Source organism: Streptomyces sp. NPDC014801 (assembly GCF_043082085.1).
GTDB lineage: Bacteria > Actinomycetota > Actinomycetes > Streptomycetales > Streptomycetaceae > Streptomyces.
The window spans coordinates 39,269-64,434 of the sequence record NZ_JBIBXG010000001.1 but is presented as its reverse complement, the minus strand read 5'-3'; the positions used below and the strand labels follow the sequence as shown (position 1 = coordinate 64,434).

25 protein-coding genes and 1 tRNA gene are annotated in these 25,166 nt (G+C 72.6%); 3 read left to right on the top strand and 23 right to left on the bottom strand.

Annotation, left to right across the window (positions count from 1 at the left end):
- Positions 1-9 precede the first annotated feature (9 nt).
- Positions 10-891: a glycine betaine ABC transporter substrate-binding protein gene (locus ACF1AL_RS00285; RefSeq protein ID WP_391825428.1), complete on the top strand. Its 882-nt coding sequence runs from the start codon at positions 10-12 to the stop codon at positions 889-891.
- A gap of 24 nt (positions 892-915) precedes the next feature.
- Here the strand turns inward: ACF1AL_RS00285 and ACF1AL_RS00280 are convergent, their stop codons facing one another.
- The 3 genes from ACF1AL_RS00280 to ACF1AL_RS00270 all read right to left on the bottom strand — a co-directional run bounded on the left by ACF1AL_RS00280 (position 916) and on the right by ACF1AL_RS00270 (position 4,132).
- Entirely contained in the window at positions 916-1,707 is a 792-nt protein-coding gene (locus ACF1AL_RS00280; RefSeq protein ID WP_391659949.1) for a S16 family serine protease, read from the bottom strand.
- 506 nt (positions 1,708-2,213) lie between these two features.
- A complete protein-coding gene (gene menC, locus ACF1AL_RS00275) occupies positions 2,214-3,344 on the bottom strand; it encodes an o-succinylbenzoate synthase (protein ID WP_391694320.1) in 1,131 nt (376 codons plus the stop codon).
- Positions 3,341-4,132, bottom strand: coding sequence for a chorismate synthase (locus ACF1AL_RS00270; RefSeq protein ID WP_391694317.1), 792 nt, complete (start codon positions 4,130-4,132; stop codon positions 3,341-3,343). The genes menC and ACF1AL_RS00270 overlap by 4 nt, the downstream gene beginning before the upstream one ends.
- Before the next feature lie 101 nt (positions 4,133-4,233).
- Between ACF1AL_RS00270 and ACF1AL_RS00265 the strand changes: the two genes are divergently transcribed.
- On the top strand, positions 4,234-5,775 hold the full coding sequence (locus ACF1AL_RS00265; RefSeq protein ID WP_391818837.1) for a PucR family transcriptional regulator: 1,542 nt from the start codon (positions 4,234-4,236) through the stop codon (positions 5,773-5,775).
- On the opposite strand, the gene dapE is transcribed toward ACF1AL_RS00265, so the two are convergent.
- The 7 genes from dapE to ACF1AL_RS00230 all read right to left on the bottom strand — a co-directional run bounded on the left by dapE (position 5,756) and on the right by ACF1AL_RS00230 (position 13,611).
- Complete coding sequence (gene dapE, locus ACF1AL_RS00260; protein ID WP_391694311.1) at positions 5,756-6,808, bottom strand: succinyl-diaminopimelate desuccinylase; 1,053 nt, start codon at positions 6,806-6,808, stop codon at positions 5,756-5,758. The genes ACF1AL_RS00265 and dapE overlap by 20 nt on opposite strands.
- Positions 6,805-8,256, bottom strand: a complete 1,452-nt coding sequence (locus ACF1AL_RS00255; protein ID WP_391694309.1) for an amino acid permease — start codon at positions 8,254-8,256, stop codon at positions 6,805-6,807. The genes dapE and ACF1AL_RS00255 overlap by 4 nt, the downstream gene beginning before the upstream one ends.
- 134 nt (positions 8,257-8,390) lie before the next feature.
- Positions 8,391-9,032: a helix-turn-helix domain-containing protein gene (locus ACF1AL_RS00250; RefSeq protein WP_363267245.1), complete on the bottom strand. Its 642-nt coding sequence runs from the start codon at positions 9,030-9,032 to the stop codon at positions 8,391-8,393.
- A gap of 363 nt (positions 9,033-9,395) precedes the next feature.
- The gene (locus tag ACF1AL_RS00245; protein ID WP_384203507.1) at positions 9,396-11,198 is read right to left on the bottom strand and encodes a DEAD/DEAH box helicase; all 1,803 of its coding nucleotides are present in this window, start codon (positions 11,196-11,198) and stop codon (positions 9,396-9,398) included.
- A gap of 117 nt (positions 11,199-11,315) precedes the next feature.
- Positions 11,316-11,726 carry a type II toxin-antitoxin system death-on-curing family toxin gene (locus ACF1AL_RS00240; RefSeq protein WP_391694306.1) on the bottom strand — a complete coding sequence of 137 codons (411 nt, stop codon included), beginning with the start codon at positions 11,724-11,726 and terminating at the stop codon, positions 11,316-11,318.
- Positions 11,723-11,923, bottom strand: a complete 201-nt coding sequence (locus tag ACF1AL_RS00235; RefSeq protein WP_384203501.1) for a hypothetical protein — start codon at positions 11,921-11,923, stop codon at positions 11,723-11,725. Before ACF1AL_RS00235 ends, ACF1AL_RS00240 begins: the two co-directional genes overlap by 4 nt.
- A 200-nt stretch (positions 11,924-12,123) precedes the next feature.
- On the bottom strand, positions 12,124-13,611 hold the full coding sequence (locus ACF1AL_RS00230) for an MFS transporter (RefSeq protein WP_391825210.1): 1,488 nt from the start codon (positions 13,609-13,611) through the stop codon (positions 12,124-12,126).
- Positions 13,612-13,785: 174 nt separating this feature from the next.
- Between ACF1AL_RS00230 and ACF1AL_RS00225 the strand changes: the two genes are divergently transcribed.
- Positions 13,786-13,860: transfer RNA gene (locus ACF1AL_RS00225), tRNA-Cys, on the top strand.
- A gap of 79 nt (positions 13,861-13,939) precedes the next feature.
- Here ACF1AL_RS00225 and ACF1AL_RS00220 read toward each other — a convergent pair.
- The 13 genes from ACF1AL_RS00220 to ACF1AL_RS00160 form a co-directional block, all read right to left on the bottom strand.
- Complete coding sequence (locus tag ACF1AL_RS00220; protein WP_391825209.1) at positions 13,940-15,226, bottom strand: tyrosine-type recombinase/integrase; 1,287 nt, start codon at positions 15,224-15,226, stop codon at positions 13,940-13,942.
- 83 nt (positions 15,227-15,309) lie between these two features.
- Positions 15,310-15,537: an excisionase family DNA-binding protein gene (locus ACF1AL_RS00215; RefSeq protein WP_391825208.1), complete on the bottom strand. Its 228-nt coding sequence runs from the start codon at positions 15,535-15,537 to the stop codon at positions 15,310-15,312.
- 335 nt (positions 15,538-15,872) lie between these two features.
- Positions 15,873-17,420 carry a YfjI family protein gene (locus tag ACF1AL_RS00210; RefSeq protein ID WP_391825427.1) on the bottom strand — a complete coding sequence of 516 codons (1,548 nt, stop codon included), beginning with the start codon at positions 17,418-17,420 and terminating at the stop codon, positions 15,873-15,875.
- Positions 17,421-17,751: 331 nt separating this feature from the next.
- The gene (locus ACF1AL_RS00205) at positions 17,752-18,669 is read right to left on the bottom strand and encodes a bifunctional DNA primase/polymerase (protein WP_391825207.1); all 918 of its coding nucleotides are present in this window, start codon (positions 18,667-18,669) and stop codon (positions 17,752-17,754) included.
- 91 nt (positions 18,670-18,760) lie between these two features.
- Positions 18,761-19,051 (bottom strand): hypothetical protein, encoded by a 291-nt coding sequence (locus ACF1AL_RS00200; RefSeq protein ID WP_391825206.1) that lies wholly within the window; start codon positions 19,049-19,051, stop codon positions 18,761-18,763.
- 13 nt (positions 19,052-19,064) lie between these two features.
- Positions 19,065-19,541: a hypothetical protein gene (locus ACF1AL_RS00195; protein ID WP_391825205.1), complete on the bottom strand. Its 477-nt coding sequence runs from the start codon at positions 19,539-19,541 to the stop codon at positions 19,065-19,067.
- Between the two features lie 14 nt (positions 19,542-19,555).
- Positions 19,556-19,750, bottom strand: a complete 195-nt coding sequence (locus ACF1AL_RS00190) for a hypothetical protein (protein WP_391825204.1) — start codon at positions 19,748-19,750, stop codon at positions 19,556-19,558.
- Between the two features lie 21 nt (positions 19,751-19,771).
- Positions 19,772-20,026 (bottom strand): hypothetical protein, encoded by a 255-nt coding sequence (locus ACF1AL_RS00185; RefSeq protein WP_391825203.1) that lies wholly within the window; start codon positions 20,024-20,026, stop codon positions 19,772-19,774.
- Positions 20,027-20,167: 141 nt separating this feature from the next.
- The gene (locus tag ACF1AL_RS00180; protein WP_391825202.1) at positions 20,168-22,339 is read right to left on the bottom strand and encodes a cell division protein FtsK; all 2,172 of its coding nucleotides are present in this window, start codon (positions 22,337-22,339) and stop codon (positions 20,168-20,170) included.
- 109 nt (positions 22,340-22,448) lie between these two features.
- Positions 22,449-22,829 carry an RRQRL motif-containing zinc-binding protein gene (locus ACF1AL_RS00175; RefSeq protein ID WP_391825201.1) on the bottom strand — a complete coding sequence of 127 codons (381 nt, stop codon included), beginning with the start codon at positions 22,827-22,829 and terminating at the stop codon, positions 22,449-22,451.
- A complete protein-coding gene (locus ACF1AL_RS00170) occupies positions 22,826-23,953 on the bottom strand; it encodes a conjugal transfer protein (RefSeq protein WP_391825200.1) in 1,128 nt (375 codons plus the stop codon). Before ACF1AL_RS00170 ends, ACF1AL_RS00175 begins: the two co-directional genes overlap by 4 nt.
- Positions 23,953-24,600, bottom strand: a complete 648-nt coding sequence (locus tag ACF1AL_RS00165; RefSeq protein WP_391825199.1) for a GGDEF domain-containing protein — start codon at positions 24,598-24,600, stop codon at positions 23,953-23,955. The genes ACF1AL_RS00170 and ACF1AL_RS00165 overlap by 1 nt, the downstream gene beginning before the upstream one ends.
- On the bottom strand, positions 24,597-24,887 hold the full coding sequence (locus tag ACF1AL_RS00160) for a hypothetical protein (RefSeq protein ID WP_391825426.1): 291 nt from the start codon (positions 24,885-24,887) through the stop codon (positions 24,597-24,599). The genes ACF1AL_RS00165 and ACF1AL_RS00160 overlap by 4 nt, the downstream gene beginning before the upstream one ends.
- Between the last annotated feature and the right edge of the window lie 279 nt (positions 24,888-25,166).

Sequence of the window (25,166 nt, the reverse complement as noted above, 5' to 3'; positions counted from 1 at the left end):
GGTTCGCCCATGTCGGACGATGTGCGACCGGGGCTGATCGGCGGCGGTGAGCCGCTGAAGGGGGCGGATCTGACGGTCACGTCGAAGTCGTTCACGGAGAGCCTGATCCACGGCGCGATGATGGGCATCGCCTTCCAGGCGGCCGGCGCGCACGTCCTGGACCGCACGGGCATCCAGGGGTCGATCGGCGGCCACGAGGCCGTGAAGAAGGGCGACGCGGACGCCATGTACGAGTACACGGGCACCGCGTGGATCACGTATCAGGGGCACGGCACGCCCCTCCCCGACCCGCGGCGGCAATGGCAGGCGGTGCGGGACGCGGACGTGAAGGCCGGCCTGACCTGGCTTGCGCCGTCCCGGCTGAACAACACCTATGCGCTGGCGATGAACCAGGCCGCCTACCGCAAGTACGGCACCCGGACCCTGTCGGACGTGGCGGCGCTGGCGAAGAAGGACCCGGGCGCGGTCACGCTGTGCGTGGAGGGCGAGTTCGCCAACCGGACGGACGGGTTGCCGGGGCTGGAGAAGAAGTACGGCATGCGCGTCCCGGCGAAGAACATCACGCAGATGGACAGCGGGATCATCTACACCCAGACGGCGAAGGGGAGTTGCACCTACGGCGAGGTGTACACGACGGACGGGCGGATCCGCTCGATGAACCTGGTCGTGATGGACGACGACAAGAAGTTCTTCCCCAACTACAACGCCGCCCCCGAGATCAACACCGCCACGTTCGGGAAGTGGCCGGCGATCGCCCGGGTCCTGGCGCCGCTGACGGCCCGGCTGGACAACACGGTGGCCCAGGAGCTGAACGCGAAGGTGGACGTGGACGGGCAGGACCCGCACCAGGTGGCACTGGAGTGGATGAGGGAACAGGGGTTGGTGAAGTAGGGGACGCCGCCTCAAAAGCTCGGGTCAGCAGCTCGGGACGGTCCCCTTGCCCTTCTCCAGGGCGGTCAGGGCGTCCACCGCGCCCTTCAGCGTGGTGACCGGGATCAGGCGCAGGCCCTTGGGCAGCTCGCCCTTGGCGTCGGAGCACTCCGACTTCGGTACGAGGAAGACGGTCGCCCCGTCGCGGCGGGCCGCCTGGGTCTTCAGGCCGACGCCGCCCACCGCGCCCACCGTGCCGTCGGCGTCGATGGTGCCGGTGCCGGCGATGGTGCGGCCGCCGGTCAGGTCGCCGCCGCTGCCGTCGCCGTCGAGCTTGTCGACGATGCCGAGCGCGAAGAACAGGCCCGCGCTGGGGCCGCCGATGTCGGCGAGCTTCAGATCGACCTTGACCTTCTGGTCGCTGAGGTGGAGATAGCCGAGCGCGGCCTTGGTCGCCGCGTCCTGCGACTGGTCCATCTGCGCGAGGTTGTGCCGCTCGATCTCCCGGTCGTTCTCCCCGCTCGGGTAGACCGCGTCGCGCGGCATGATCGCCCGGTCGGTGGCGAACCAGCCGTCGAGCACGTCGCCCAGCGACACGCTCGCGTCGGGGCCCGTCGCCACGATCGTCGTCATCCGCAGCTGGCCGGTCGTCGGGCGGGTGGGCGCCCCGGAGATCGTGATGACCGGCGTGCCCTTGTGCTCGCCCAGGACGTTCGCCGTGTCCCCCGGCTGCGCCACCGAGAAGGGCAGCGGCGCGAACGCGGCCGTGGCGAGCAGCGCCACGACGGGCAGGGCGCAGACGGCGAGGGCCTGGGGACGTGAGAGACGCGAGAGCACGAGGCCAATCTAACGCGCGGCCACCCCCGCCTCCGGCCCCGGTCACCACGGGCCACCCCGCCTTCGTCGCCGGGCGGCGCGGGCCGCTCACCACCTCGCACCGGTCACGGCGGGCCGCGGCCCTGCCCGGCGGTGGCCGGCGCAAGCCGCCCACCCGTCCCGGCGGTGGGCAGCGCAAGCCGCTCACCCGCCCGGCGCCGGGCGGCGCGGAAACGTTCGCCCCCGCACGGTCCAGGGCGGCACGGCCCTCACCCAAGGGCCACGGACCGTTCAGCCCTTCCCCCGGCGCCGGGCGGCGCAAGGCGGCGGGACCGCTGCCCGGTCTCCGCCCTGATCGCGCTCGCGGGCAGGCCGCCGCCCGGCCCGGCCGCCTTCAGGTCCCCGGCCAACCCCTGCCGGTCCCAGTCAGCGCCGTCGCTCCCCGCCTCCCGTCGGTCGCCGCCAGGCCGACGCCCGTCCCCGGCAGACCGACGCCCGACGCCCGTCAGGCCGAGCCCCGAGGCCCGTCACGCCGGCCCCCGTCCCGGGCGGCGGGTGTACAGGTCGCGGCGTTCCCTCGTGCAGCGGCGCAGTGCTTCGGGCAGGGGTTCCACGCCGATGCCCGGGCCGGTCGGCACGGGCAGGTGGCCGTCCTTCAGCACGAACGGTTCCGTGATGTCCTCGGCGAAGTAGCGGCTGGAGGCGGAGGTGTCGCCGGGCAGGGTGCAGCCGGGTAGCGCGGCCAGCGCCAGGTTCGGGGCGCGGCCGATGCCGGTCTCCAGCATGCCGCCGCACCACACCGGCACCCCGTGCGCGTGCGCCACGTCGTGCACCCGGCGCGCCTCCAGATAGCCTCCGACCCGGGCGGGCTTGACGTTGACGACACGGCAGGCGTCCATCGCGATCGCGGAGGCGGTGTCGCGGGCGTTGTGCAGGGACTCGTCGAGGCAGACGGGGGTGCGCAGCCGCTTCTGGAGCCGTGCGTGGGCGTGCAGGTTGTTCTCCTCCAGCGGCTCCTCGATCAGCAGCAGGGAGAAGTCGTCCAGGCGCCGCAGGTGCTCCGCGTCGGCGAGGGTGTACGCCGTGTTGGCGTCGACCTGGAGGGGCAGGCCGGCCCCGAAGCGTTCCCGCACCGCCCGCACCGGCTCCACGTCCCAGCCCGGCTCGATCTTCAGCTTGACGCGGACGTACCCCTCGGCGAGATAGCGCTCGACGTCGTCCAGCAGCTCACCGACGGACTCCCGGATGCCGACCGAGACACCCGCGGGCACACGCTCGCGCACGGCGCCGAGATACGCCGCGAGTGGCATGCCGTAGGAGCGCAGCTCGGCGTCGAGGACCGCGGTCTCCAGCGCGGCCTTGGCCAGCTCGTGGCCCTTGATCCGCGCACAGGCGGGGGCGAGGGCGGCGGCCGTGAGGCGGGGCAGGGCCGCCGCGCGCGGCAGCAGGAAGTCCCGCAGCACGATCTCCGCCCCGGCGACGAACTCCGAGCAGTACAGCGGTTCGGGGTCGGCGGCGAACTCCGACCAGCCCTCGGCCGTGTCGGTGACGACGTGCAGCAGGAAGGTGTCCTTCGTCGTCATGGTGCCGAAGGAGGTGCGGAAGGGGGTGACGAGAGGGATCGCCACGTGCACGATCTCCGCGCGTTCGAGCCTCATGCGCCGGCCTCCCCGGCCACGCGGGTCAGCGTGTACCAGCCGTCGCGGGACATCCCGGTCGCCCGGAAGCCGTCGGCGAAGGCCCGCGTGAACACCTCGCGCACCGCGTACCGCCAGCGCAGCGCGAGCACCGGGTCCTCGGCGCGCAGGGCGACGATGTCGTCGGGGACGCGGCACCACAGGTGCCGGTCGTCGAGGGAGCGACGGGTGAGCGCGCCGCCGTCGGGCGCGGTGGCGGTGACGGGCCCCTGCGCACCGAGGTCGGGGCCGGGGTCGAGGTCGTACGGCTGTGAGGGGCCCGTCAGGTCCCAGGTCACCGTCAGCCGGTCGCTCTCGTCGCCGTCGTTGACGCCGTCGGCCATGCGGCCGTAGAAGTCGACCAGGTACTCCGTGCCGACCGCGCCCAGTTTGGCCAGGTTGAAGCGGGCGTTGCGGCCGACGAGCGGGTCGAAGGTCCAGCGCATAGTGCTCGCGCCCACGCCGACGGCCCACGCCCGCTGCGCCTGCTTCACCGCGTGTCCGAGACCGCGGTCGGCGGCGGCGACCAGCGAGTACGTGTCGCCGTCCGCGCCGCGCACCGCCACGGCCGCCCCGGCGAGCCGCCGTCCGGTGTGCGCCGCGTGCACGGCTCCCCCGGCGTGCACCAGGCTGTGCAGCACCTCGGCCGGGTAGGGCGGCGCGACGCGGGGGGTGCGCCACACGTCGCTGAAGAAGTCGGCCACGGCCGCGAGCGAGGCGACGTCGTGGACGGTTCGGATGGTGACTCCGGTCGTCACGGTGTCTGTCATGGCTCGAGTGTCGAAGCCCGGGCGGCCGCATGTGTTGTGCGAGGGGACAACGCGGACGTAGGTTCCTTGCGAGATCGGCCAATCATGCGCGAAGGAGCCCGATGGACGCCCGCACTCTCGGCGCCCTGCTGGACGTGGTCGGCGGGCCCACCGTCCGCCTGCACACCGCGCCGGCCGGCCTCGCCGTCCCCGTCACCGACGTCCTGCTGTACGACGCCCACGCCCCGCTGCCGCGCACGCCGGGCGCGCTGCTGCTGGCGGTCGGGGTGCTGCCCGAGGCGGCCGGACCGCTGGTGGAGGAGGCGGCGCGTGCGGGACTGACCGGAGTCGTGGTGCGGGGCACGGGCGGCCCGGCCGAGGTGGCGGAGGCGCACGGGGTGGCGCTGCTCTCGGTCGACGAGGACGCGGCCTGGCACCAGGTGCACCTGCTGCTGGCCTCGGCGGCCGGCTCCGGGCCCGCACCGGCCGCCGGGGGTCTCGCGGACCTGTTCGCGCTGGCCGACGCGATCGCGGCGGCGGTGGGCGGGGCGACGGCCGTGGAGGATCCGCGCCAGCGCATCCTGGCGTACTCGACCGTGCCGGGCCAGGCGGTCGACGAGGACCGCCGTCAGGGCATCCTCGGTCTTCAGGTGCCGGTCAGCGCGGAGAACACCGAGCAGTACCGGGTCCTGTTCGCGGCCGGCGGCCCGGTGCGGCTGCCCGCGCTGCGGGCGGGGGACCTGCCCCGGCTGGCGGTCGCCGTGCGGGCGGGCGGCGAGACGCTCGGCTCGATCTGGGTGGTGGACGACGGCCGGCTCGCGCCCGACGCCGAACAGACCCTCGTGCAGGGCGCGTCCACGGCGGCGCTGCTCCTGCTGCGTTCCCGCGCCGCCCAGGAACTCGCCCGGCACCAGGGCGGCGACCTGCTGCGCCGTCTGCTCGACGGCAGCGCCGACGACACGACCGCCGGGCGGCTGGGGGTGCGGGGTCCGGTGCGGGTCGCGGCGTTCGTGCTCGGCACCGCCGCCGGCCTGCCCGACGCGGAGCAGACCGCGCTACGGCTGCTGGACGTCGTACGCCTGCAGTGCGAGGCGCGTTACGGGCGGCACGCGTGCGTGCTGCTGGACGGGGTGGTGTACGCGCTGCTGCCGGGGCCCGGGGAGCGGCATGTGAAGCTGGCCGAGGACATCGTGGCGCGGGCCGGGCAGGCGCTGCGGGTGCCGGTGCGGGCCGCGCTGGGCGAGGTGGTGCCCGAGCCCGGGCGGGCGGCGGACTCGCGGGCCGACGCCGACCTGGTGCTGCGGCTGCTCGGACCGGAACTGCCGGTGGCGTCGGTGGACGCGGTGCGCCCGCGCGTCGTCCTGATGCGGCTGACCGAACTGCTCGGTGAGCGGCGCGAGTTGAGTGCGGGCGCGTGGCGCCGGGTGCTGGACCATGACGAGCGGCACGGCACGGAGTACGCCCGCACCCTGGTGTGCTTCTTCGACGCCGGGTGCGACATGTCGGGCGCGGCGAAGCTGCTCGGCGTGCACCCCAACACCTGCCGCTACCGGCTCCGGCAGCTCCAGCAGCAGACCGGGGTCGACCTCGACGACGCGGACGAACGGCTCGTGCTGTGGCTGCAGTTGCGCACCCTGGCCGGGCTCACCTCAGCCACCGCCTGAGCCGCTCCTCGCAGGCCCGCAGATGCTCCACGGGCACGTACTCACCGGGGGTGTGCGCGAGCGACGGGTCACCGGGACCGTAGTTCAGCGCGGGCACGCCGAGCGCGGCGAACCGGGCCACGTCCGTCCAGCCCAGCTTGGGCCTCGGCCGCGCGCCGAGCGCCTCGACGAGGTCGCCGACCCGGTCCAGGTGCGGCAGGGCACCGGCGACGACCTCGGTGACCCGTACCTCGTACTCCGGGAAGAGGCCCCGCACGTACGCCTCGGCCTGCTGCGGTGAACGGGTGGGCGCGAAGCGCAGGTTGACGGTGACGACGCACTCGTCCGGTACGACGTTCCCGGCCACCCCGGCCCGTACGGCGACGGCGCTGAGCCCCTCCCGGTACTCCAGGCCGTCGACGGCGACCCGTTCGGCCGTGTGCTCGTCCAGGCGGCGCAGGACGCCGGCCGCCTTGTGGGCGGCGTTGACGCCCTGCCAGGCGCGGGCGGTGTGGGCGCGGGCGCCCTTCACGACGATGTCGGCGGTGAGGATTCCCTGGCAGCCGGCCTCGACGCCGGCGTCCGAGGGCTCCATGAGGATCGCCAGGTCCGCGTCGAGCAGTGCGGGGTCTTCGGCGGCGATGCGGTGCAGGCCGTTGCGGTCGCCCTCGACCTCCTCGCACTCGTAGAAGACGTAGGTGACGTCCCGGGAGGGCGCCGGCACGGCGGCGGCGAGGCGCAGGGCCACCGCCACGCCGCCCTTCATGTCGCAGGCGCCCAGGCCATGGACGCGGCCGTCGGCGAGCCGGGAGGGCAGGTTCCCGGCCTCCGGGACGGTGTCCAGGTGGCCCGCGACCAGGACCCGTCGCGGCCGGCCGAGGCGGGTGCGGGCGACGACGGAGTTGCCGGTGCGCCGCACGGTCAGATGGGGCAGTTCCCGCAGGGCGGCCTCGACGGCGTCCGCGATCGGAGCCTCCTGCCCGCTGACGGAGGGGAGGTCGACGAGGGCGCGGGTGAGGTCCACGACGTCGGCGGACAGGTCCAGGGCGCTCACACGTCCTCCCGGGCGGCGTCGAGCTTGGAGTGGCGGATGCCGTAGAGGCCGTAGACGACTAGCCCGGCCGCCATCCACGCGCCGAACGCGATCCAGGTGTCGGTGCCGAGGCTGAAGAGCATGTAGCCGCAGAACAGGACGCCGAGGATCGGGGTGACGGGGGAGAACGGGACGCGGAAGGAGCGCGGGGCGTCCGGGTTGCGGCGGCGCAGCAGGACGACGGCCAGGTTGACCAGCATGAACGCGAAGAGCGTGCCGATGCTGGTGGCGTCGGCGAGACTGCCGAGCGGCACCAGCGCGGCGAGCACCGCGATGAACGTGGAGACGATCACGGTGTTGGCGCGGGGCACTCCGGTACGCGGGTGCACCCGGGCGAACAGCGGCGGCACCAGGCCGTCCCGGGCCATTGCGAAGAGGATGCGGATCTGCCCGTACTGCACGGTGAGCACCACGCTGGTGGTGGCGACGACGGCGCCGACCGACAGCAGGACGGGCCACAGGTCGCCGCCGCCGACCGCCTGCACGAGCACCTCGCTGAGCGTGGCCTCCGTGCCCGCGAACCTCGTCCACGGCATCGCGCCGAGCGCGGCGACGGCGACGAGGACGTACAGGGCGGTGACCAGGACGAGGGAGAGGATGATGGCCCGCGGCAGGTCCCGCTGCGGGTTCTTCGCCTCCTCCCCGGCGGTGGAGGCGGCGTCGAAGCCGATGTAGGAGAAGAACAGCGAGGCCGCTCCGGCGCTCATGCCGGCGGCGCCCAGCGGGAACAGCGGCTGGAAGTTCCCGGCGCGGAACGCGGTGAAGGCGACCGCGCAGAACAGCACCAGCGCGGCGATCTTCACGGCGACCATGACCGTGTTGGCGACGGCGCTCTCGCGGGCGCCGCGCAGCAGGACGGCCATGGCGAGGACGACGATCAGGGCGGCGGGCACGTTGAGGGTGCCTCCCGCGCCGGGCGGGGCGCTGAGCGACTCCGGCAGGCTCACGCCGAGCGTGAGCCGGAGCAGCTCGTTGACGTACTGCCCCCAGCCGACGGCGACGGCCGCGACGGACACGCCGTACTCCAGGATCAGACACCAGCCGCACACCCAGGCGACCAGCTCGCCGAGGGTGGCGTAGGCATAGCTGTACGACGACCCGGAGCCGGGGATCATCCCGGCCAGCTCGGCGTACGACAGCGCCGAGAACAGGGCGGTGACGCCGGCCAGCACGAAAGAGATGACGATCGCGGGGCCGGCCTCCGGTACGGCCTGCCCGAGCACGACGAAGATCCCGGTGCCCAGGGTGGCGCCCACGCTGAGCAACGTCAGCTGGGCGACTCCCATGGTCCGGTGCAGCGGGCTGCGCCCGGCGTCCCCGACGAGCGAGCCGACGGCCTGCCGCCGGGTCAACCGGCCGACGGGCCTTGTCCGCTGTCCTGCTGGCGCCTGCGTGCCGACTGTGTCCACGCTGCCACTCCCTCCACCGCACGGGCTTGTTAGGCCCTTGATGATGCGGAGGAGGGAATGTCACAGGGTGATGGGAACGGCCTAAGGGGCGGGCCGATGTTTGTCGGGTGGGCCAAAGCACCGTGGCCGAGCGCTCAGCGCAGCGCCTCCGCCACCTCGCGGGCGGCGTCGACCACGCGGGGGCCGACCCGTTCCGGTACGGCGTCGGCGAGCATCACCACACCGACGCTGCCCTCGACGCCCGTCAGCCCCAGCAGCGGTGCCGCCGCCCCGCTGGCGCCGGCTTCCAGCTCCCCGTGCGTGAGCGTGTACCCGGGGTCCCCCAGCGGATTGGCCCGCGCCGCGAGGATCGCCTTGCCCGCGGCCCCCCGGTCCAGCGGATGCCGGAACCCGGCCCGGTACGCCACGTGATAGTCCGTCCACGACGGCTCCACGACCGCCACCGCCAGCGCCTCCGTGCCGTCCACGAGCGTGAGGTGCGCGGTCGCGCCTATGTCCTCCGCCAGTGACCGCAGCGCCGGCAGCGCCGCCTCCCGTACCAGCGGATGCACCTGGCGGCCCAGCCGCAGCACCCCGAGCCCGACGCGGGCCCGTCCGCCGAGATCACGCCGTACGAGAGCGTGCTGTTCCAGCGTGGCGAGCAACCGGTACACCACGGTCCGGTTTACCCCCAGTTTGTGGGAAAGCTCGGTGACGGTCAGCCCGTGGTCCGTGTCGGCCAGCAGCTTGAGGACACGCAGTCCTCGGTCGAGCGTCTGAGAGGTCTCCGCGGTCACGACGCCCACTCCTCCAAGTGGTGAGGTCGGCGGGCCTTCACCGGGGCGGACGCGTCACCGAGTCCCGTCAGTGACGCGCAACGAAGGCCGCCGATCGGTGACGGTCCGGGTCGTCCCGGACCCAGTCGCTTCACGGCTGCGCTCCGCGGCGGCGCTGCCACGGGGCGTGTGCGTAGCGGGACAGTAGCGAAGCCGGTTCGCTCAGCGGAAGGCTCCGTCCAGAATCCGGGCAATGGCCGAGACGAACCATCTGTGTTTGTCCGGATACGTACTGCGCACGCGCGCGCCCGCACACCCCCGAGGAACGCCATCAGGGCGTCCCCGGTGCGTTCCCGGGGGCGTCACGCCGACGCCCCCGGAACGTCACTTCATCCGCGTCGCCCACTCCTGGACCTTGGCGATGCGCTGCCGCAGCTGCCCGGCCGTCGCCTCCGCGCTCGGCGGCCCGCCGCACACCCGGCGCAGCTCGGTGTGGATGACGCCGTGCGGCTTGCCGCTCTGGTGGACGTAGGCGCCGACCATGGTGTTGAGCTGGCGGCGCAGCTCCATCAGTTCCTTGTGGGTGACCACGGGCCGCCGCTCGGCGGGCAGTTCGAGCAGGTCGGCCTCCTCGGCCGGCTTCTTCTTGCTGTGCGCGATCTGCTTGGCCTGCCGCTTCTGCAGCAGCAGCTGCACCTGCTCCGGCTCCAGCAGCCCGGGGATGCCGAGGTAGTCCTGCTCCTCCTCGCTGCCCGGGTGGGCCTGCATGCCGAACTCGGCGCCGTTGTACATCACCCGGTCGAAGACGGCGTCGGACTCCAGCGCCTCGAACGGCAGCATGTCCTGCTCGCCGGTGTCCTCGTCCTGCTGCTTCTCCGCCTCCTGGAGGAGCTTCTCCTCCTCGGCGTAGGGGTCCTCCTCGCCGTCCTTCTTCGGCTTGTCGAGGACGTGGTCGCGCTCGCGCTCCATCTCGTTGGCGAAGGAGAGCAGGTCGGGCACGGTCGGCAGGAACACGGACGCGGTCTCGCCGCGCCGCCGGGAGCGCACGAAACGGCCGACGGCCTGCGCGAAGAACAGCGGCGTGGAGATCGTCGTGGCGTACACGCCGACCGCGAGCCGCGGCACGTCGACGCCCTCGGACACCATGCGCACGGCGACCATCCACCGGTCGTCGCTCGCGCTGAACTCGTCGATCTTCTTCGACGCGCCGGCGTCGTCGGACAGCACGAGGGTCGCCTTGTGCCCGGTGATCTCCCGGATCAGCTTGGCGTACGCGCGCGCCGAGTCCTGGTCGGAGGCGATGACGAGGGCGCCCGCGTCCGGGATGGCCTTGCGCACCTCGGTCAGGCGCTGGTCGGCGGCGCGCAGCACGGACGGCATCCACTCGCCGCGCGGATCCAGCGCCGTGCGCCAGGCCTGGCTGATGGCGTCCTTGGTCATCGGCTCGCCGAGGCGGGCCTCGATCTCGTCGCCCGCCTTGGTGCGCCAGCGCATGTTGCCGCTGTAGGAGAGGAAGATGACCGGCCGCACGACGCCGTCGGCGAGGGCGGAGCCGTAGCCGTAGGTGTAGTCGGCGGCCGAGCGGCGGATGCCGTCCGCCCCTTCCTCGTACGTCACGAAGGGGATCGGGTTGGTGTCGGAGCGGAACGGCGTACCGGTCAGCGCCAGGCGCCGGGTGGCCGGCTCGAACGCCTCCAGGCAGGCCTCGCCCCACGACTTGGAGTCGCCGGCGTGGTGGATCTCGTCGAGGATGACGAGGGTCTTGCGCTGCTCGGAGCGGTTGCGGTGCAGCATGGGCCGCACGCCGACGCCCGCGTAGGTGACGGCGACGCCGTGGTACTCGCGGCCGAGCGGCCCCGCGCTGTACTCCGGGTCGAGCTTGATCCCTATCCGGGCGGCCGCCTCGGCCCACTGCTTCTTCAGGTGCTCGGTCGGCGCGACCACGGTCACCTGCTGCACGACGTGGTGGTGCAGCAGCCAGGACGCCAGGGTCAGGGCGAAGGTCGTCTTGCCGGCGCCGGGGGTCGCGACCGCCAGGAAGTCACGCGGCTGCTCCTGGATGTACTTCTCCATCGCCCCCTGCTGCCAGGCACGCAGCTTGCTGGCGGTGCCCCAGGGGGCGCGGCCGGGGAACGCGGGCGACAGGTGGTGCGAGTGCGCGGAACTGGGGCTGGCGGTGGTAGTCACGGTCTCCGGGAGTCTCGGGGTCGGGCTCGGCTACGTATGACAACCGGGCCACCCTACCGGCGCCGACCCGGCGCGGACGCCCGGACGAGGCCGGGTCGCCCACGGGTGGGACTCACGTCACAGCGCTCTCAGCCGTCCCGCGATCGCTCCCACGTCGCTCTCCTTGCCCGAGGCCACGTCGATGACCAGGTCGTACGCCACGTCCTGGTCGCAGCCGGCGAGATCGACGCCGTTGACGGCGAGGAAGGTGGCCGCGGCGAGCCAGGCGGTGCGCTTGTTGCCGTCGACGAGGGGATGGTTCGTGGCGAGGGCGTGGAGCAGCGCGGCGGCCTGCTCGTACAGGTCGTCGTAGGCCGGCGTGCCGAACATCCGGGCCCGCGGCCGGTGCACCGCGGAGGCGAGCAGTCCGGCCTCGCGCGCCTCGGGCGGCCGGCCGCCGAACGCCGTCGCGGCCAGCGCGGTGACCTCGGCGACGGTGAGGTGCCGGGTGGCGCGGGGGGTGGCTTCGGTGGTCCCTGCGGTGGTCATTCGCCCAGCCTCCGCAGCAGGTCGGCGTGGGCCGCGGCGAGCCGCTCACCGGCGGCCAGCACGCGTGCGGCCTCCGCGTCGACGTACCGGCGCACGGCCTCCCGCGCGATCTCCTCCGGCGGCCGCCCGGTGGCGTCCGCGAGGTCGTCGAGGGCCTGCCCGAGGTCCGGGCCGAGCGGGACGATCAGCTGCTGCATGCCGGGAGACTACGGCCGCGGCCGCCCGCCCGGCGACCCGGTTTCGCGCCTCGGCACGCATGGGGCCGCCGGGTCAGCCACGGGGCCTCACCGCGCGTGAAGCCCCCGGTAATCCACGGCACCTCACCGCGCGTTGAGCCGCCCGGACACGGGGTTTCGCGCCTCACCGCGCGTAAAGCCGCCAGGTCACCCCCGGCGCCTCACCGCGCGTGGAGCCGCCGGGTCACCGCCGCCCCGACGAGGGCGACCGCCGCCATCGGCAGAAAGACGGCGGCGAAGGCGGCCGGGTGGCTGCCCGGGCCGGCGGCCTGCGTGGCCGTGTGGGTGACCGTGCCGCCGCCCAGGGCGGCGAAGGCCGCTCCGCCGGCGGCGAGGAGCAGGGCGTTGGACAGGCCGTCGGAGATCTGCAACGCGGCGGAGTTCGCGCCGGCCTCCTCGGGTGCGGACAGCTGGAGCAGCAGCACGCTGGTGGAGGAGATCACCAGGCCCATCCCGAAGCAGCCGAAGCCCCAGGCGACGGCGACCGTCCACGCCGGCACCGCGTCGATCAGTACGCTCGGGGCGGCGGCGATCGCGGCGGCCACCAGGAACATGCCGAGGGTCGTCAGCCGCTCCCGGTACGGCTCGACACGCGGCCGGGACTGCACCCAGGAGCCCAGCGCCCAGGTCGCCCCGCCCGCCGCGAGCGAGAGCCCGGCGAGCGTCGGGGAGAGGTGGCGCTGGGTGACCAGCATCAGCGGCACGAACGATTCCGCGGCGATGAACGACCCGGCCGCCAGGCCGCGCAGCAGCACGACCGCGGGCAGCCCGCGCGCCGCCCGGTACGTGCCCCGGGGCAGCAGGCCCAGCACCGCCGGCACGAGCAGCGCGGCCCCGGCAACGCCGGGCAGCAGCGACAGCGGGCGCAGGTCCTGCGCGGCGTACTGGAGCAGCCCGGCACCGACGGAGATGCCGAGCGCGAGCCGCAGCCGGCGGCGGTCGGCCGCGCGCCCGGCGGCTTCGCGTCCCGGCGTGTCGCCGCCCGCGTCCACCGGCCCGGACGCCCGCAGCCGTATCTGCGGCAGCGCGAGCGCCAGCGGGACGACGACGAGCACGGGAATGCCGACGAACACCCAGCGCCAGCCGAGGTGTTCGGTCACCGCGCCGGCGGCCAGCGGGCCGACGACGGACGGCACCACCCAGCCCGCCGCGAACGCCGCCATGATGGCCGGCCGCAGCGGCTCCGGGTACGCCCGGCCCACGACCACGTACAGCGCGACGATGACCAGCCCGCCGCCGAGGCCCTGCACGGCCCGCCCGGCGATGAACAGCCACATCGCACCCGCCGTCCCCGACAGCAGCAGCCCGGCCCCGAACGCCCCGATCCCGCACGTCAACGCGCCCAGCGGACCGCGCCGGTCGGACCACTGCCCGGCGAGCACCATCCCGAACAGGCTCGTCGTGAAGTACCCCGAGAACGCGAACGCGTACAGCGACACCCCGTCCAACTCCCGCGCCGCGACCGGCATCGCCGTGCCCACGGCGGTGGCCTCGAAGGCGATCAGGACGATGACGGAGACGATCCCGATGCTCAGGGCCCGGTAGGACCGGCTCAGCACGGTCTCGCGGGAACCCTGCGTCCCCGTTCCCACCTCGTCGGCGGCCTGGTCATGGGCGACGGCGTCGTCGCGCGGTTCGAGGGCGGTCATGGTCGCCAGGGTAAGGCCCGCTACCGCCTTTGGCTCCTGTCGCACCCTCCGTTCATGAACGCGGTGTGGCAGTCGCGTTGCACCACCCCCACTTCCCTTGAGCCCGCCTCACGCCCCGCCCTACGGTCATCTCACCGAGTTCGGCACGGAGACGACAGCCTCCGACACCGACCCGGCCGTGTGCCCGAGTGGTTCAGGGACTCGCCTGCAAAGCGAGTTACGCGGGTTCGATTCCCGCCACGGCCTCCAGTGGCTTGACCAGGCAAAAGGAAAGGGCGGCACCCCATGCAGGGTGCCGCCCTTTCGGTCGCCCGTCTCAGTTACCGTCTCAGTTGGCCGGTACGAGGGCGCCAGCCGCGCCATCGTCGTCATCATCCGGACGGTCCGTCTCGGGCTTCCAGATCAGACCATCCACCTGCCGGGCGATGTCCGTCCGCACAGCGTCCACCATGTGCTGATACCGGGCGGCCATGGCCGTGGTCGACCACCCCATGAGGCCCATGACAGCACGCTCGGGGACACCGAGGATGAGTAGGACCGTGGCGGCCGTGTGGCGGGCGTCGTGCAGGCGCCCGTCCCGTACCTTGGCCTCTTTCAGAAGAGCCTTCCACTCAGTCCAGTCCCTGCGGTGGGACGGGCTACGGCCGTACTCATCTGGGAACACCAGGCCGTTCTCCTCCCAACGCTGTCCGGCCACCTGTCGCTCCGCCTCCTGCGCCTTGAGATGAGCACGGAGTAGGTCAACAAGCTGTTCGGGAAGGCCAACCGCGCGTCGGCCGGCGCGCGACTTTGTGGTGGACAAGTCCGGGTTGGTCCGCCGCCGCTTCGGGCAGTAGCCGGCCGCCTTTCGTCCGCAGGGCTCCGCCGCCGTGCATCCGTGGGCGTACTGCGGCCGGTGACGACTACGGCGGACCACGAGAAAGCCACCGTCAAGGTCTATGTCCTCCCACTTCAACGCCAGCACTTCACCTTGGCGCAGTCCGAGGGCAAGAGCGACGGCCCAGCGTGCGGAGTTGCGATGTTGGTCAGCGGCCTTGAGTAGACGCTGTACCTCTTGGACGGTGTAGGGCTCCACCTCGTACTCCCCCGTCTTCGGCGCCTTGGCCAACTGAACCGGATTCTTGCCGAGATGACCCCGCCGTACGGCCTCGTTGAGCGCGACGCGGAAGGTGCGATGCACCTGGTGAGCGGTCGCGGGCTTACTGCCGTTGGCCTGCATCTTCGCGTAGAACGCCTCGATGTGCTCAGGCTTGAGCCTGTCGAGACGATGGGCACCCAGGCCGGGAATGAGGTGCTTCCGTACGGCGACGCCATAGCCGACCATCGTGTTGTCGTTGACCACGAGCGGCGCGATGTTCTCGATCCAGTGCGACAGCCAAGCCTTGACCGTCCAGGGCTTCCCCGGTTTGCGCACAGCGCCAGCGTCACGCTGACGCTCCAGCTCGCGCACGGCGGCGACGACTTCCGCCTTGGTCTTCCTCTCGACGTGGCGACGGTCCGGCTTGCCGTCGTCGCGGACGCCGACCGTGACCCGGCCGTGCCACTTTCCGTCCTTGCCGAAGTAGATGGAACTACGCCCGTTCGGCTGTCGGGTGCGCTTCTCTTTCTCTGCCACAGACAGCTCCTGTTCATGGTGTCGGGGTGGAGGCCGGGGCGGCAGGCTGTCCTTGTCCGGGAGTGCTGCCGCCCCGGTCGGCGTCAAGCGGCGCGCTGGGCGGTGCGGAGACGGGTGACGAATGCGGGTACGGCGTCGGCCGGCACTCGGCGCAGGTGGCCGACCTTCACAGACTCCAGCGCGCCGGAACTCACGAGGTTGAAGCACGTGGTCCGCCCGATGCGGAGGCGGCGTGCGGCTTCTTCGACCGTGAGGAGAACCAGCGTCGGGTCGTCGTCGGTGGGCGCCGCGGAGGTGCTGTGCTCGCTCAAGGCTCACTCCTCTTGTGCTGCGTTCGCTGGGGATGCCGCCGCACAAACCGCAATATCCGCAGAAAACCCGGGCCGTGCCGGTGACCTGCGGTGATGCGGTTCGTGGTCGGCGTCGGGATGGGGCTCGCAAAAATCCGCGATATTCCGCAAAAATCGTGGCGCCCCTGGAGACACCGGGGCGCGAGGCCCCGGACGCTGGTTTGTGCGGAATATTGCGGAATAGTGCGGCGGGGCCTCGCTGCGCAGTGCCGGGAGGTCCCGCCGCTGGTCAGCGGCCCCGTCGGGGTTTTTTGCGATTTTGCGGTTTGTGCGAGGGGGTCAGCAGGGAGACCGGCTCACCGGCCGCCCTGCCGAAGGGTGGGGTGGACCTGCAATCGGGGCGCCGGCGGCCTGCCGCGCTTGCCCGTGCGCTCCGGCTGATAGGTCCGCAGATACCCGTGGTCTTCCAGCAGGGCGAGGGCCGGTTCCAGGTCCGCGATGGTGGGCACTTCGGCCCGCGACAGAACCGCGAACAGGTCGCGTCGGCTCACGTCGTCCCATCCGTTGTCCCTCAGCGCCTCCAGGACGCTGCGGGCGCGAGACAGGACCGGGTCGGCGCCCATGACGTCGAACACGGCGAGGGCGTGGGCGGTGTAGTACTCCCCCAGCTCGATGGCCGCGCGCATGGTGACCTCGGAGACCGGGTGGGCGTAGCCGTTGCCCAGGTGCTCGGCGAGGTGCAGCAGCGCGGCCATGCGGGCGGTCGCTCCGGCAAGCTTTCCGGCCCAGTTCGAGATGTGACCGAGCTTGCCGCCACGCGCCTTGAGCTGCGGTTCCACGTGCTTCTGGTACTCGATCAGCGCCGCGTCCGCCTCGGGGCTGAGCTGGATGACCGCCGGGTCCGTCCACTCCGCGAACGCCAAGGTCAGGTTGATCACGTTGGCGGAGTAAGTAGCGGCCGTCTGCTCCGGGACCGGGTCGGTGATGACCTTCCGCTCACCGACCGTGGACTGGGGCAGGGAGTACAGGAAGCGGGCCAGCAGTCCGCGCCCCTCGAACCCCTTCACCTTGCCGATGTCCCGCAACACGTCCGGCTGGACGGCGAGGCCGATCGTCAGGGCGGGGTCGTCGATGTACTCGCGGCGGGTCTGCCGGTTCACCCTCAGCCGGTCACCGGCGTGTCCCTTGAGGAACACTTCCATGTTCGGGGCGCCGGAGTAGCGGCCGGCGATGATGTCGAAGATGCCGCCCTCAGCGCTCATCACCGACAGCCGACCGCCCTGCTCGGCCATGAGCGAGGTGACCGTCTCCGGGGTGGAGTCGTCCGCCAACAGGACCGGTTCGGCCGGGACGGTGAGCGTGTCGGCGCTCTGCGCGAGACCGACGGCAGTGGCCACCATCTCGTCACGCCTGTCCGCGTCTGCGGACGCGGCTTTGGCGGCGGCCTTGTCGGCCGCTTCCTTGGCGAGGCGAGCGGTCAGCTCCGCCTCGACAATGACCGGCTTCATCGCGGCCTTGAGCTGCTTTTCCGCCTCGTACAGCGGGTCCGTCAGCAGGGCGAAGACGGCGGACTTGCGGTTGGCCGGCGGGAGCGCCACCACGGTGTAGAGGTTGGTGGGCTCACGCCAGTTGCCGCGCACGTGGACGACGGACCGACCGCCCGCGGCCGTGGCGAGCACGGCGAGAGCGATCGATCCGGAGAGGTCCACCGGAGTCTGGGTCTCCTCAGCGACGGCCGCCACGAAGTCGTGCAGCCACGCGGGGAAGACGTGGACCGGGAACGGCGGACGCTCCCGCCGGCCGGTGAGGGGAATGGGGTCTTCCCACACGTCCGGCGCCGTCTCGACCTCGGCGGGCGGCGCTTCGAGGGCGGACAGTCCGGCCCACAGGTCAGGGCTGTCCACAGGCTGTGTGGTCACGCTGCTGCCCTCCCTTCGGCGGTGGTGGTGTGCGGGCACATGCCGACGCGGACGCGGGCCGTGAGCCTCATGACGGCGGCGCGGCCACGGGCCCGTTCATGACGCCCGCACGAGCACAGCCAGTCGGCGACGGGCGGTTCCGTGATGCGGACTTGCAGGCCCGGCTGAATGCCGCCGACGGTGACCGGCTGCGGGTCAGAACGAACAACAGAAAGGACGCCCTTACGGGCGACGCCCTTCGGCTCGCCCACGGCCGTCCGTGTCGCGGCCCGTACGGCGTCCTGCGGGCCGTTCGCGGGATTACGGGATGCCTTGTTCATGCCGCCCGCTCCGAGGCCACCTCAAAGCCGTTGGCGACCGCGCGGCGCGCGTACGCCTCGGGGACTCCGACCGAGACGGCGGCGGCCACGATCTCTACCGCGATGACTTCCAACCCGCACGGACCGGGGCAGTTCGCGTGCTGCGCCGCGAGGAACCGGGCCACCCCGAACGCCTGCGATCCGGCGCCCGATTCGATGCGGGAGCGCACCTTGGCGAGGCCGCGTTCCAGGCCCGTGCGTACGTAGCGCTCGGTATGGCGGCACCCGGTGGCAACCGTCCGGTCCCAGGTGGCGCGGGTGGGAAGAGAAGAGACCACCTCGCCCCGCGCGGGGGTGGCCTCTTCCTTCACCGCGAGCGCGCGGACGACCGGCGTCAGGTCCGTCATGGTGCCGCTGCCGGGACCCAGCCACCGGGCGTAGGACATGAGCGACTTGACGTCCACACCGGGTCGAACGGCGTTGTGCGAGGTCATGGCGCCCCGGTAGATCCAGTGCTGACCGCGCGTGGTCGGCACGGTCCGGGTAGGGGGCAACGTCTCGCGGGCCCACGCGACGGCCGCCGCGTTGTCGAGGTCCACCACGGTCAGCCCGGCCCCGCCGGGGTGGTAGCCGACGCAGACGGCCTCACGCCACGCCAGCGCCCACGCGGGCGAGGTGATCACCTGCGGGTTGGTCGTGGCGGCGGCCCACGCGTGGCAGGGGGCGGGGCACTGGCAGGGACCGGCGTTCTTCATGTTCGGCCGCCCACCACAGGCGCCGCCCGCGCACGCGCGGCAGTTCCCGAACGGCACCTTGCCCTCGCGCAAGGGCAGCACGGGCACGCCCGCCGCCGCGAGGTCCAGCGCGGTTCGCAGGGCGTTCCCGTCCGGGTGATTCCCGCCGGCGGGGCGCCGGGTCTTGCAGTCAGGTGTCATCCTGTAGGTCTCCTGTTCTGCTTCGTCGGGATTGGGAGACCGGGGGCGGCGGGCTGTCCTTGTCCGGGAGTGCCGCCGCCCTCGGGCGTAGCTAGAAGGGCGGTTCGTTGCTGTAGCCGCCGGGGGCCCACGGGTCGCGGCCGGTGCCGCTTCGGCTCAGCCAGCGCGGCAGTCGGGGCAGCGGCAGCAGGAGAATCCGCCACTCGGTCCAGCAGTCGCAGGGCTCCCAGTCGGTACCGGCATACTCACCGGTCGCCGGGTCGCCGTAGTCGTGCGGGATGCCGCCCACGCCCTCGCAGTTCCGGCAGTCGGGGCGAGGCGTGTCGGTCAGGATCAGCGCGTTGCGGGGCAGCGCCGTGCGCTGGATACGCAGTCGCAGCACAGTCGTTGTCCCCTCAGCCGTGGAAGTGGTTGCGCTTGATGACGGCCTTGCGGATGTGGACGGTGCTGCCGCTCCGGCCGTCGGTGATGGCGCGGACTGGCATGCGCCACGCGAGCACGGCGAGGGCGATCCACATCGCGGCGCCGGAGGTGAATCCGGCGACGGCGTTGATGACCTCGCCGACGCCCCAACCGACGCCGGCCGCGAGGGCGCCTGCGCCGATCCCGGCGCCGACGAAGCGCTGAGCGATGGGGTCCAGCAGCGGCAGCGGGGTCAGGTCGCGCGGCTCCGGCACGGCCATGGGCGGCGGGGCGAGATGCTTGGGCATGGGCACCATGCGGCCGTAGGCGTCGGGGACCCACACCACAGAGCCGCGCTCGGCGGCCAGTTCGACGGCCGACAGGGCGGGCGCGTACAGCTCCGTCGATGCCGGGTCGTACGCGGCGGCAGTCGGCGCGTCCGGCCGCAGGGCGGGGACGTGTCCGTTCATGAGTCGGTCTCCTGTCACTTGCCGAGGGCGGACAGAGCGTCGGCGGACGCCTGTACGAGGTTGTGGATGGGCTCGTAGGCGCCGGTCCCGGCGGTGAAGAAGCCGAACAGGAACAGCACCAGGGCGGCGCCGCCACCGGTCGACTTGGTCTTGACGGCGAGGGCGGAGGCGGCGCCGAACAGCAGCACGGCGGAGATGTTCAGGACCATCGAGGTTTCCTCCGGATGGGGTCAGTCGGCGGTTCCGGCGCGATAGATGCGCGCCCAGCGGTTGTAGAGCCAGCGGCCGACGCGGATGCGCTTGCCGGTGGCCTTGCAGCGGCGGCAGTCCTTGCCGCGCTTGAGCCGTCCCTTGCGGTCGGACTTGAGTTCGTGACCCATGCCGCGGCACTTGCGGCAGTCACCGAACGGCGAGGCCGCACACAGCCCGCCGTAACCGAGCGTGACGACGAACAGGCAGGCGATAGCAAGGAGGATGGGGGTCACCAGGGGCCCTCCGGGCGAGATTTCGGGCGTTTCCGCAGGTGGGCCGCTATCCGCTAGCGGCCTGATCAGGGGCGGTTTGGGGCGCTAGCGGGGCCGCTAACGTTAGCGGGGCTTGCCGCTATCGTTAGCGGCCCCTGAGCCTCAGCCCGCGTCCCGGTTTCCGTCACGCTCCGCGATCGCGGTCGTGATGTGGGAGCGGGTGATGCCGCGCCGGTTGACGACCTTGCCGTCTACCCGGCGGCCGACCTGCACCGTGCTCACGCCGTGCGGCTTGAGTGCGGCGGCCAGCGCATCGGGGTCCCATCCGTCGTAGACCTCGGGGCGCAGCTCAGCGAGCCGGGCGACGACGGTTTCGGACCACACCTTGGCCTCGGCGGCCGGCACCACGGCGAGGATGTCGGCCAGCAGGTCGTACGCGGGGCCGGTGACTTCCTCCGGCGCCTCCCCGAGCGCGTAGCCGGAGAGAAGTCCAGCCTTCTCGCGCGCCGTGCGGGCGCGTGCGGCGATCGCTTCGGCGCCGGGGGCGTCGACGTAGACCGAGGCGACGATACGGGCGTCGGCGCCCTCGCCGACGAAGTAGTGAATGCCCTTGTCACCCCAGGCGAACATGGTGGCGCGCACTCCGCGCTTGTACTGCGAGGTGCCCAGCACCATGTCGTTCTCGGTCTGGCCCATGACCTTGAGGCACCACCGGGCCGACGCGTTCGCGCTGATCCCGGTGGGCAGCGACTTGGCGTCCGGGCGCTGCGTGGCCAGCAGGACCACGATGCCGGTCGCAGGTCCCCGCTTGACCAGGTCGGTGGCGATCTCCTCGAACTCCTTGCCGTGGTCGGGGTGCTCGAACAGGACCTGGCACTCGTCCACCCCGACCACGATCGGGTGCAGCCCGAGCGAGCGCTTGTCGGCGAGCTGGCTGGTCACCTTGGACTCGGGGCAGATGTCCCGGGGCAGGGACCGGATCACCTTGGTACGGCGCCGCAGTTCCTCACGCAGGGCGCGGAAGTCGGCGAGCGCGTAGGCGATCGACTCGTCGTCGTCGCCAGCGGCGTGCCGGTGGGAGACGGCGTTGCCGACCGGGTCCAGGTCGCCGGTGCCCTTCATGTCGTAGGTGTGCAGCTCCGCACGCGGGTCGAGTGCGGCGATGAGCAGCAGCAGCCGCAGAAGGAACGTCTTGCCCATGCGCGGGATGGCGCCGATGACGCCGGCGATGTACATGAGCGTGACCTCGACCCAGCGTCCGCGCTGGTCAGTGCCGTAGGCGACGGGCTTGAACAGGTCCACCGTGCCCGACTTGGCCAGCGGCCAGGCAGGCTTCTTGGCCTTGTTCATGTCCTGGTCGCCCACCCACAGCACCAGGTGCCCGGTGTGCTCGTCCGGCACCGCCTCCGGCCACACGCACCCCAGCGGGCGGCGCAGACCCGAGGCGAGGCGTTCGCGCCGTTCGATGATGTCCGTAACCGTCACGCCGAACGGCAGGTTGCCCTCGGCGCGCCAGCCGGGGCCGTCCCGGGTGATCGGGGCGGTGAACTCGAACCCGTCCCGGCCCTTGGCCTGAGCCTGGCTGATGGCGGAGATACCGAGCGCACCGAGCGCGCGCAGAACGATGTCCGAGGTGAGCTTGGTCGCCTTGGGCAGTTCCACCGCCCGGTGGATGACCGGGGCGTCCGCGCGGCGGCCGGCGGCCCCGAGGGCGAGCACCACCGCGCTCACCGAGACCGCCTGCAGCCAGGCAGGGGCGAGCACGTAGATGGCGAGCGCCGTGGCGAGGCCGACGAACAGTGCGAGCACGGTCACCAGGGTGCGCAGCCGTACCCGGCCGTCGCGCTGCCGGGAGAGCTTGAGGTATTCGGCAGCGTCCTCGCGGCGCACGGCGGCGAGGCGGACCGGTTCGCCCTCGCGGTCGGCGATCCACCGCATCGTGCCCCCGACGAATCGGGCCGCGCCGGTCGGGGCCTGGAAGGTGAGCCGGGCAGCGTAGACCGGGGCGCGCAGGGCGTGGTAGCCGATCGTGTGGGCGTAGTGGCGGGCCACCCACGCCGACGCGGTCCGCAGCTCAGCCACCGACCGCAGCCAGATCGGGACGACCGGGCGGCGCCGGGCAGCGGCGAGCCGACCCAGGTAGCCGGGACCGGTCGCGGTCGGGGTCGGCTGGTCCACCATGACGGGGGCGGTCGGGTCGTCCACCTCCGGGCCGGTCGGGGTCGACTCACGGGCGGCGCGGGCCTTGTCCAGGTCGACCACATCGGCGCCGCCCTCTGCGGCCATCTCGGCTTCCAGCCGGTTGAACAGTTCGTCGTCGTCGGGATGCTTCACTGAGGGTCCTTCCAGTGGGAGGAAAGGCGAGGCCCGACCGGCGCTGTGGAAGGTGAGCGGTCGGGCCCCGCCGGGATCAACGGAGGGCGCGCCGGGCGAGCCGTAAGGCTCAGGCGGCGCGCTGTTCGGGATAGGCGCAGGTCACACACATGCCGAGCGAGGCGGGGACGACGTAACCGGCGTCCTGGCCGCACTCGGGGCAGCGGCGGCGGGCGCGCATCATCGCTGCGTGCGCACGCCACCTGCCCGGTGTCATCGGTCGCACGGGAAGCGCCCGGTCGATGCGGTAGAGGTAGGCGGTCAGCGGCTCGCGCCGGCGGCGCGGCCGGAGGAGCTGTGCCGCAACGTCCTGGCCGCCCGGCCGTAGCCCTTGACTGCGCAGTTGGCGGCGGGTGGCCAGGCCATCGGGAGCGCAGCGCCACGGATAGGTGGGGATGCCGAACCGCTCGCCGTCCGGGTCGAAGCAGTCGGCGAGGGTCAGCCGCGTCACGCGGCCACCGCTCCGTCACCGTTGGCACGGTCGGCGCGCTCGGCAAGGAGCGTGTCCCGCAGCATCCGGGCGTTCGCCGGCGAGGTGTGCACAGTGCGGCGGATGCCCTCGGCAGTGATCTGCGCGTCCGGCCAATCCGCGGTAGCGGCGCGTGCCTCTTCGAGCAACTGAGCCGCCGTGCGCTTCGGCCGGGGCGACCGGGCCACCTCGGGAACCCGACCGGTCGCCCGGCGGGGTCGAGGGGAGTCGGCCGCCACCGCCCGGGGCGTGCTCGACCCGACCGGGTCCCGATCGGCCTTCTTGGGGTCGACCGGAGCGGCGATCGCCGGAGCGGGCTTGAGCGGGAGCGTCGACTTGGCGAAGTCGACCGGCACCGGATCGGGGATCGTCAGTCGAGTCAGCACCACGGAGGGGGCCGGGGTCGATTCCGGCAGGTCAGCGGTAGACCGATTCCTCATGGTCTCGGTAGATTCCTCCGCTTTCGCGATCCCGCCGAACATGGCGGACAAGGCGGCGTTCGCGCCGTCCGTCACCCGATCGCGCTGCACATCCAGAAGCCTCGACCCGAGCGCCGCGTCACCGACGCCGACCCTCCGCACGAGCCGCCACGACTTGCGATCCGACCGCTTCCGAACTCGCGTGTCGGGGTGGTTGGCCGCGCGGGCGCGGTGGTAGGCGAGGGCCTGGACGACGGCGGCGGCCTTGCGTTCGGCCTCGGCGTCGCGGCCGTCGGTGTGGACGACGATGCGCCGCGCGAGGAACGCCATGCCCTCGGCGGACACGCACATACCCATGGGGGTCACCGCGTAGATGACGGTACGGCCGGCGTCGGGGCCCGCCATCGCGGCCATGACCGAGGCGGCGGCCGGCAGTGCCCACAGCCCGATCCGGACCGGCCACGGCGACGACTGGCCCAGCATGGTCAACCCCAGCAGGACCAGACCGAGCACGGCGGTCGCGCCCTCACCGGCCGCCACCGCTCCCAGCGCAGTGCCCTTGCCATAGGCGTGGCCGATGTTGCTGAACGTACCGATCCCGCCGGCCACACCGGTCAGCAGCATGGGCACGAACGCGGCCGTCAGTACGGTCCTCTGCGTTTTGGTCAGCGGCTTGCGTCCGGTCATCACGCGGCCTCCCTTCGAGCCGTTCCGGGGCGCCCGGTGCGGCGGCCGGCCGTGGTCGTCTGGGTGAGCGCGGGGCCGTCGGCGATGCGCCATCCGCCACCGCTGCGCTTGGCCTCGTACATGGCCTCATCCGCCCGTCGCAGCGCCAGCGACAGCGAGGGCGCCGGGAGGGCCGTGGTCAGACAAGCGCCGATGGAGGCACCGACGGCGAGCGTCATGCTCTGGTAGGCGAACGGGGCAGTCACCTCGCCGTGCAGACCGCTCAGCAGCCACGGCAGGTGCGCGGGGTCCGGCAGCGGCACGGCGGCGGTGAACTCATCCCCGCCAAGCCGGGCGGCCACGCCGCCGCGCCGGTCGCTGAGCGAGTCGGTCAGGCTCGCGGCCGTGGCGCGGATCGCCGCGTCACCGGCCGCGTGCCCGAACACGTCGTTGAGGTGCTTGAACCCGTCCAGGTCCATCACGATCACGACGTGCGGTCCCCGGGCCAGCGCGCGCTCCGCCCGCCGCTCGAACACGGCCCGGGTCGGCAGACCGGACAGCGGGTCCCGGCGGGCGTCGGACAGCCGGCGGCGCATCGCCATACCGTGCCAGGCCCACCCCGAGGCGAGCGGCGCAGCTGCGGCGAGCGCGGTAATAAAGTCGTTCATGCCGCTTCCCCCGTCCCCGGCCGGTGGCCGCGAGCGGCGCGCAGGAACGGCACCGTGTGGGTCAACGCGTCGGCGTACAGGGCGTCCCAGGCGGCGATCTCGTCACCGGCCTCGCCCTGCGCCCGCAGGTCGGCGAGCACGTCACGGGCAGCGTCCTCCCGGGCGGCGCGCTCGGAGTCCGTCTCCGGTTCCAGCGGCCCACGGAACAGGTCGATGTCGATGCCGAGCGCCAGTTCCGCGAACTCCGCGTCGTCGTACGCCTCATGGCCAGCGACGAAGGTGCGCATACGCATGGCGGATCTCTCCTCTTCTGCTACGTCGGGAAGGGCGCGGGGCGGTCTGCTGTCCTTGTCCGGGAGTGCAACCGCCCCGCACCGTGCGGGGATCGAGCAGTGACACCGGAAGCGGCGGGCTGTCCATGCCCGGGAGTGCCGCCGCACCGGAAGTGGGTGATGAGGTTCGCCGCCCCTCGTCGACACGGGCAGCGAGCGCGAGGGCTGCCCCTCGCCAAGGTTCTGCGGACTTCAAATCAAGTGATGCCGGCCTGCCCCTGAGGGGCTGCGCCG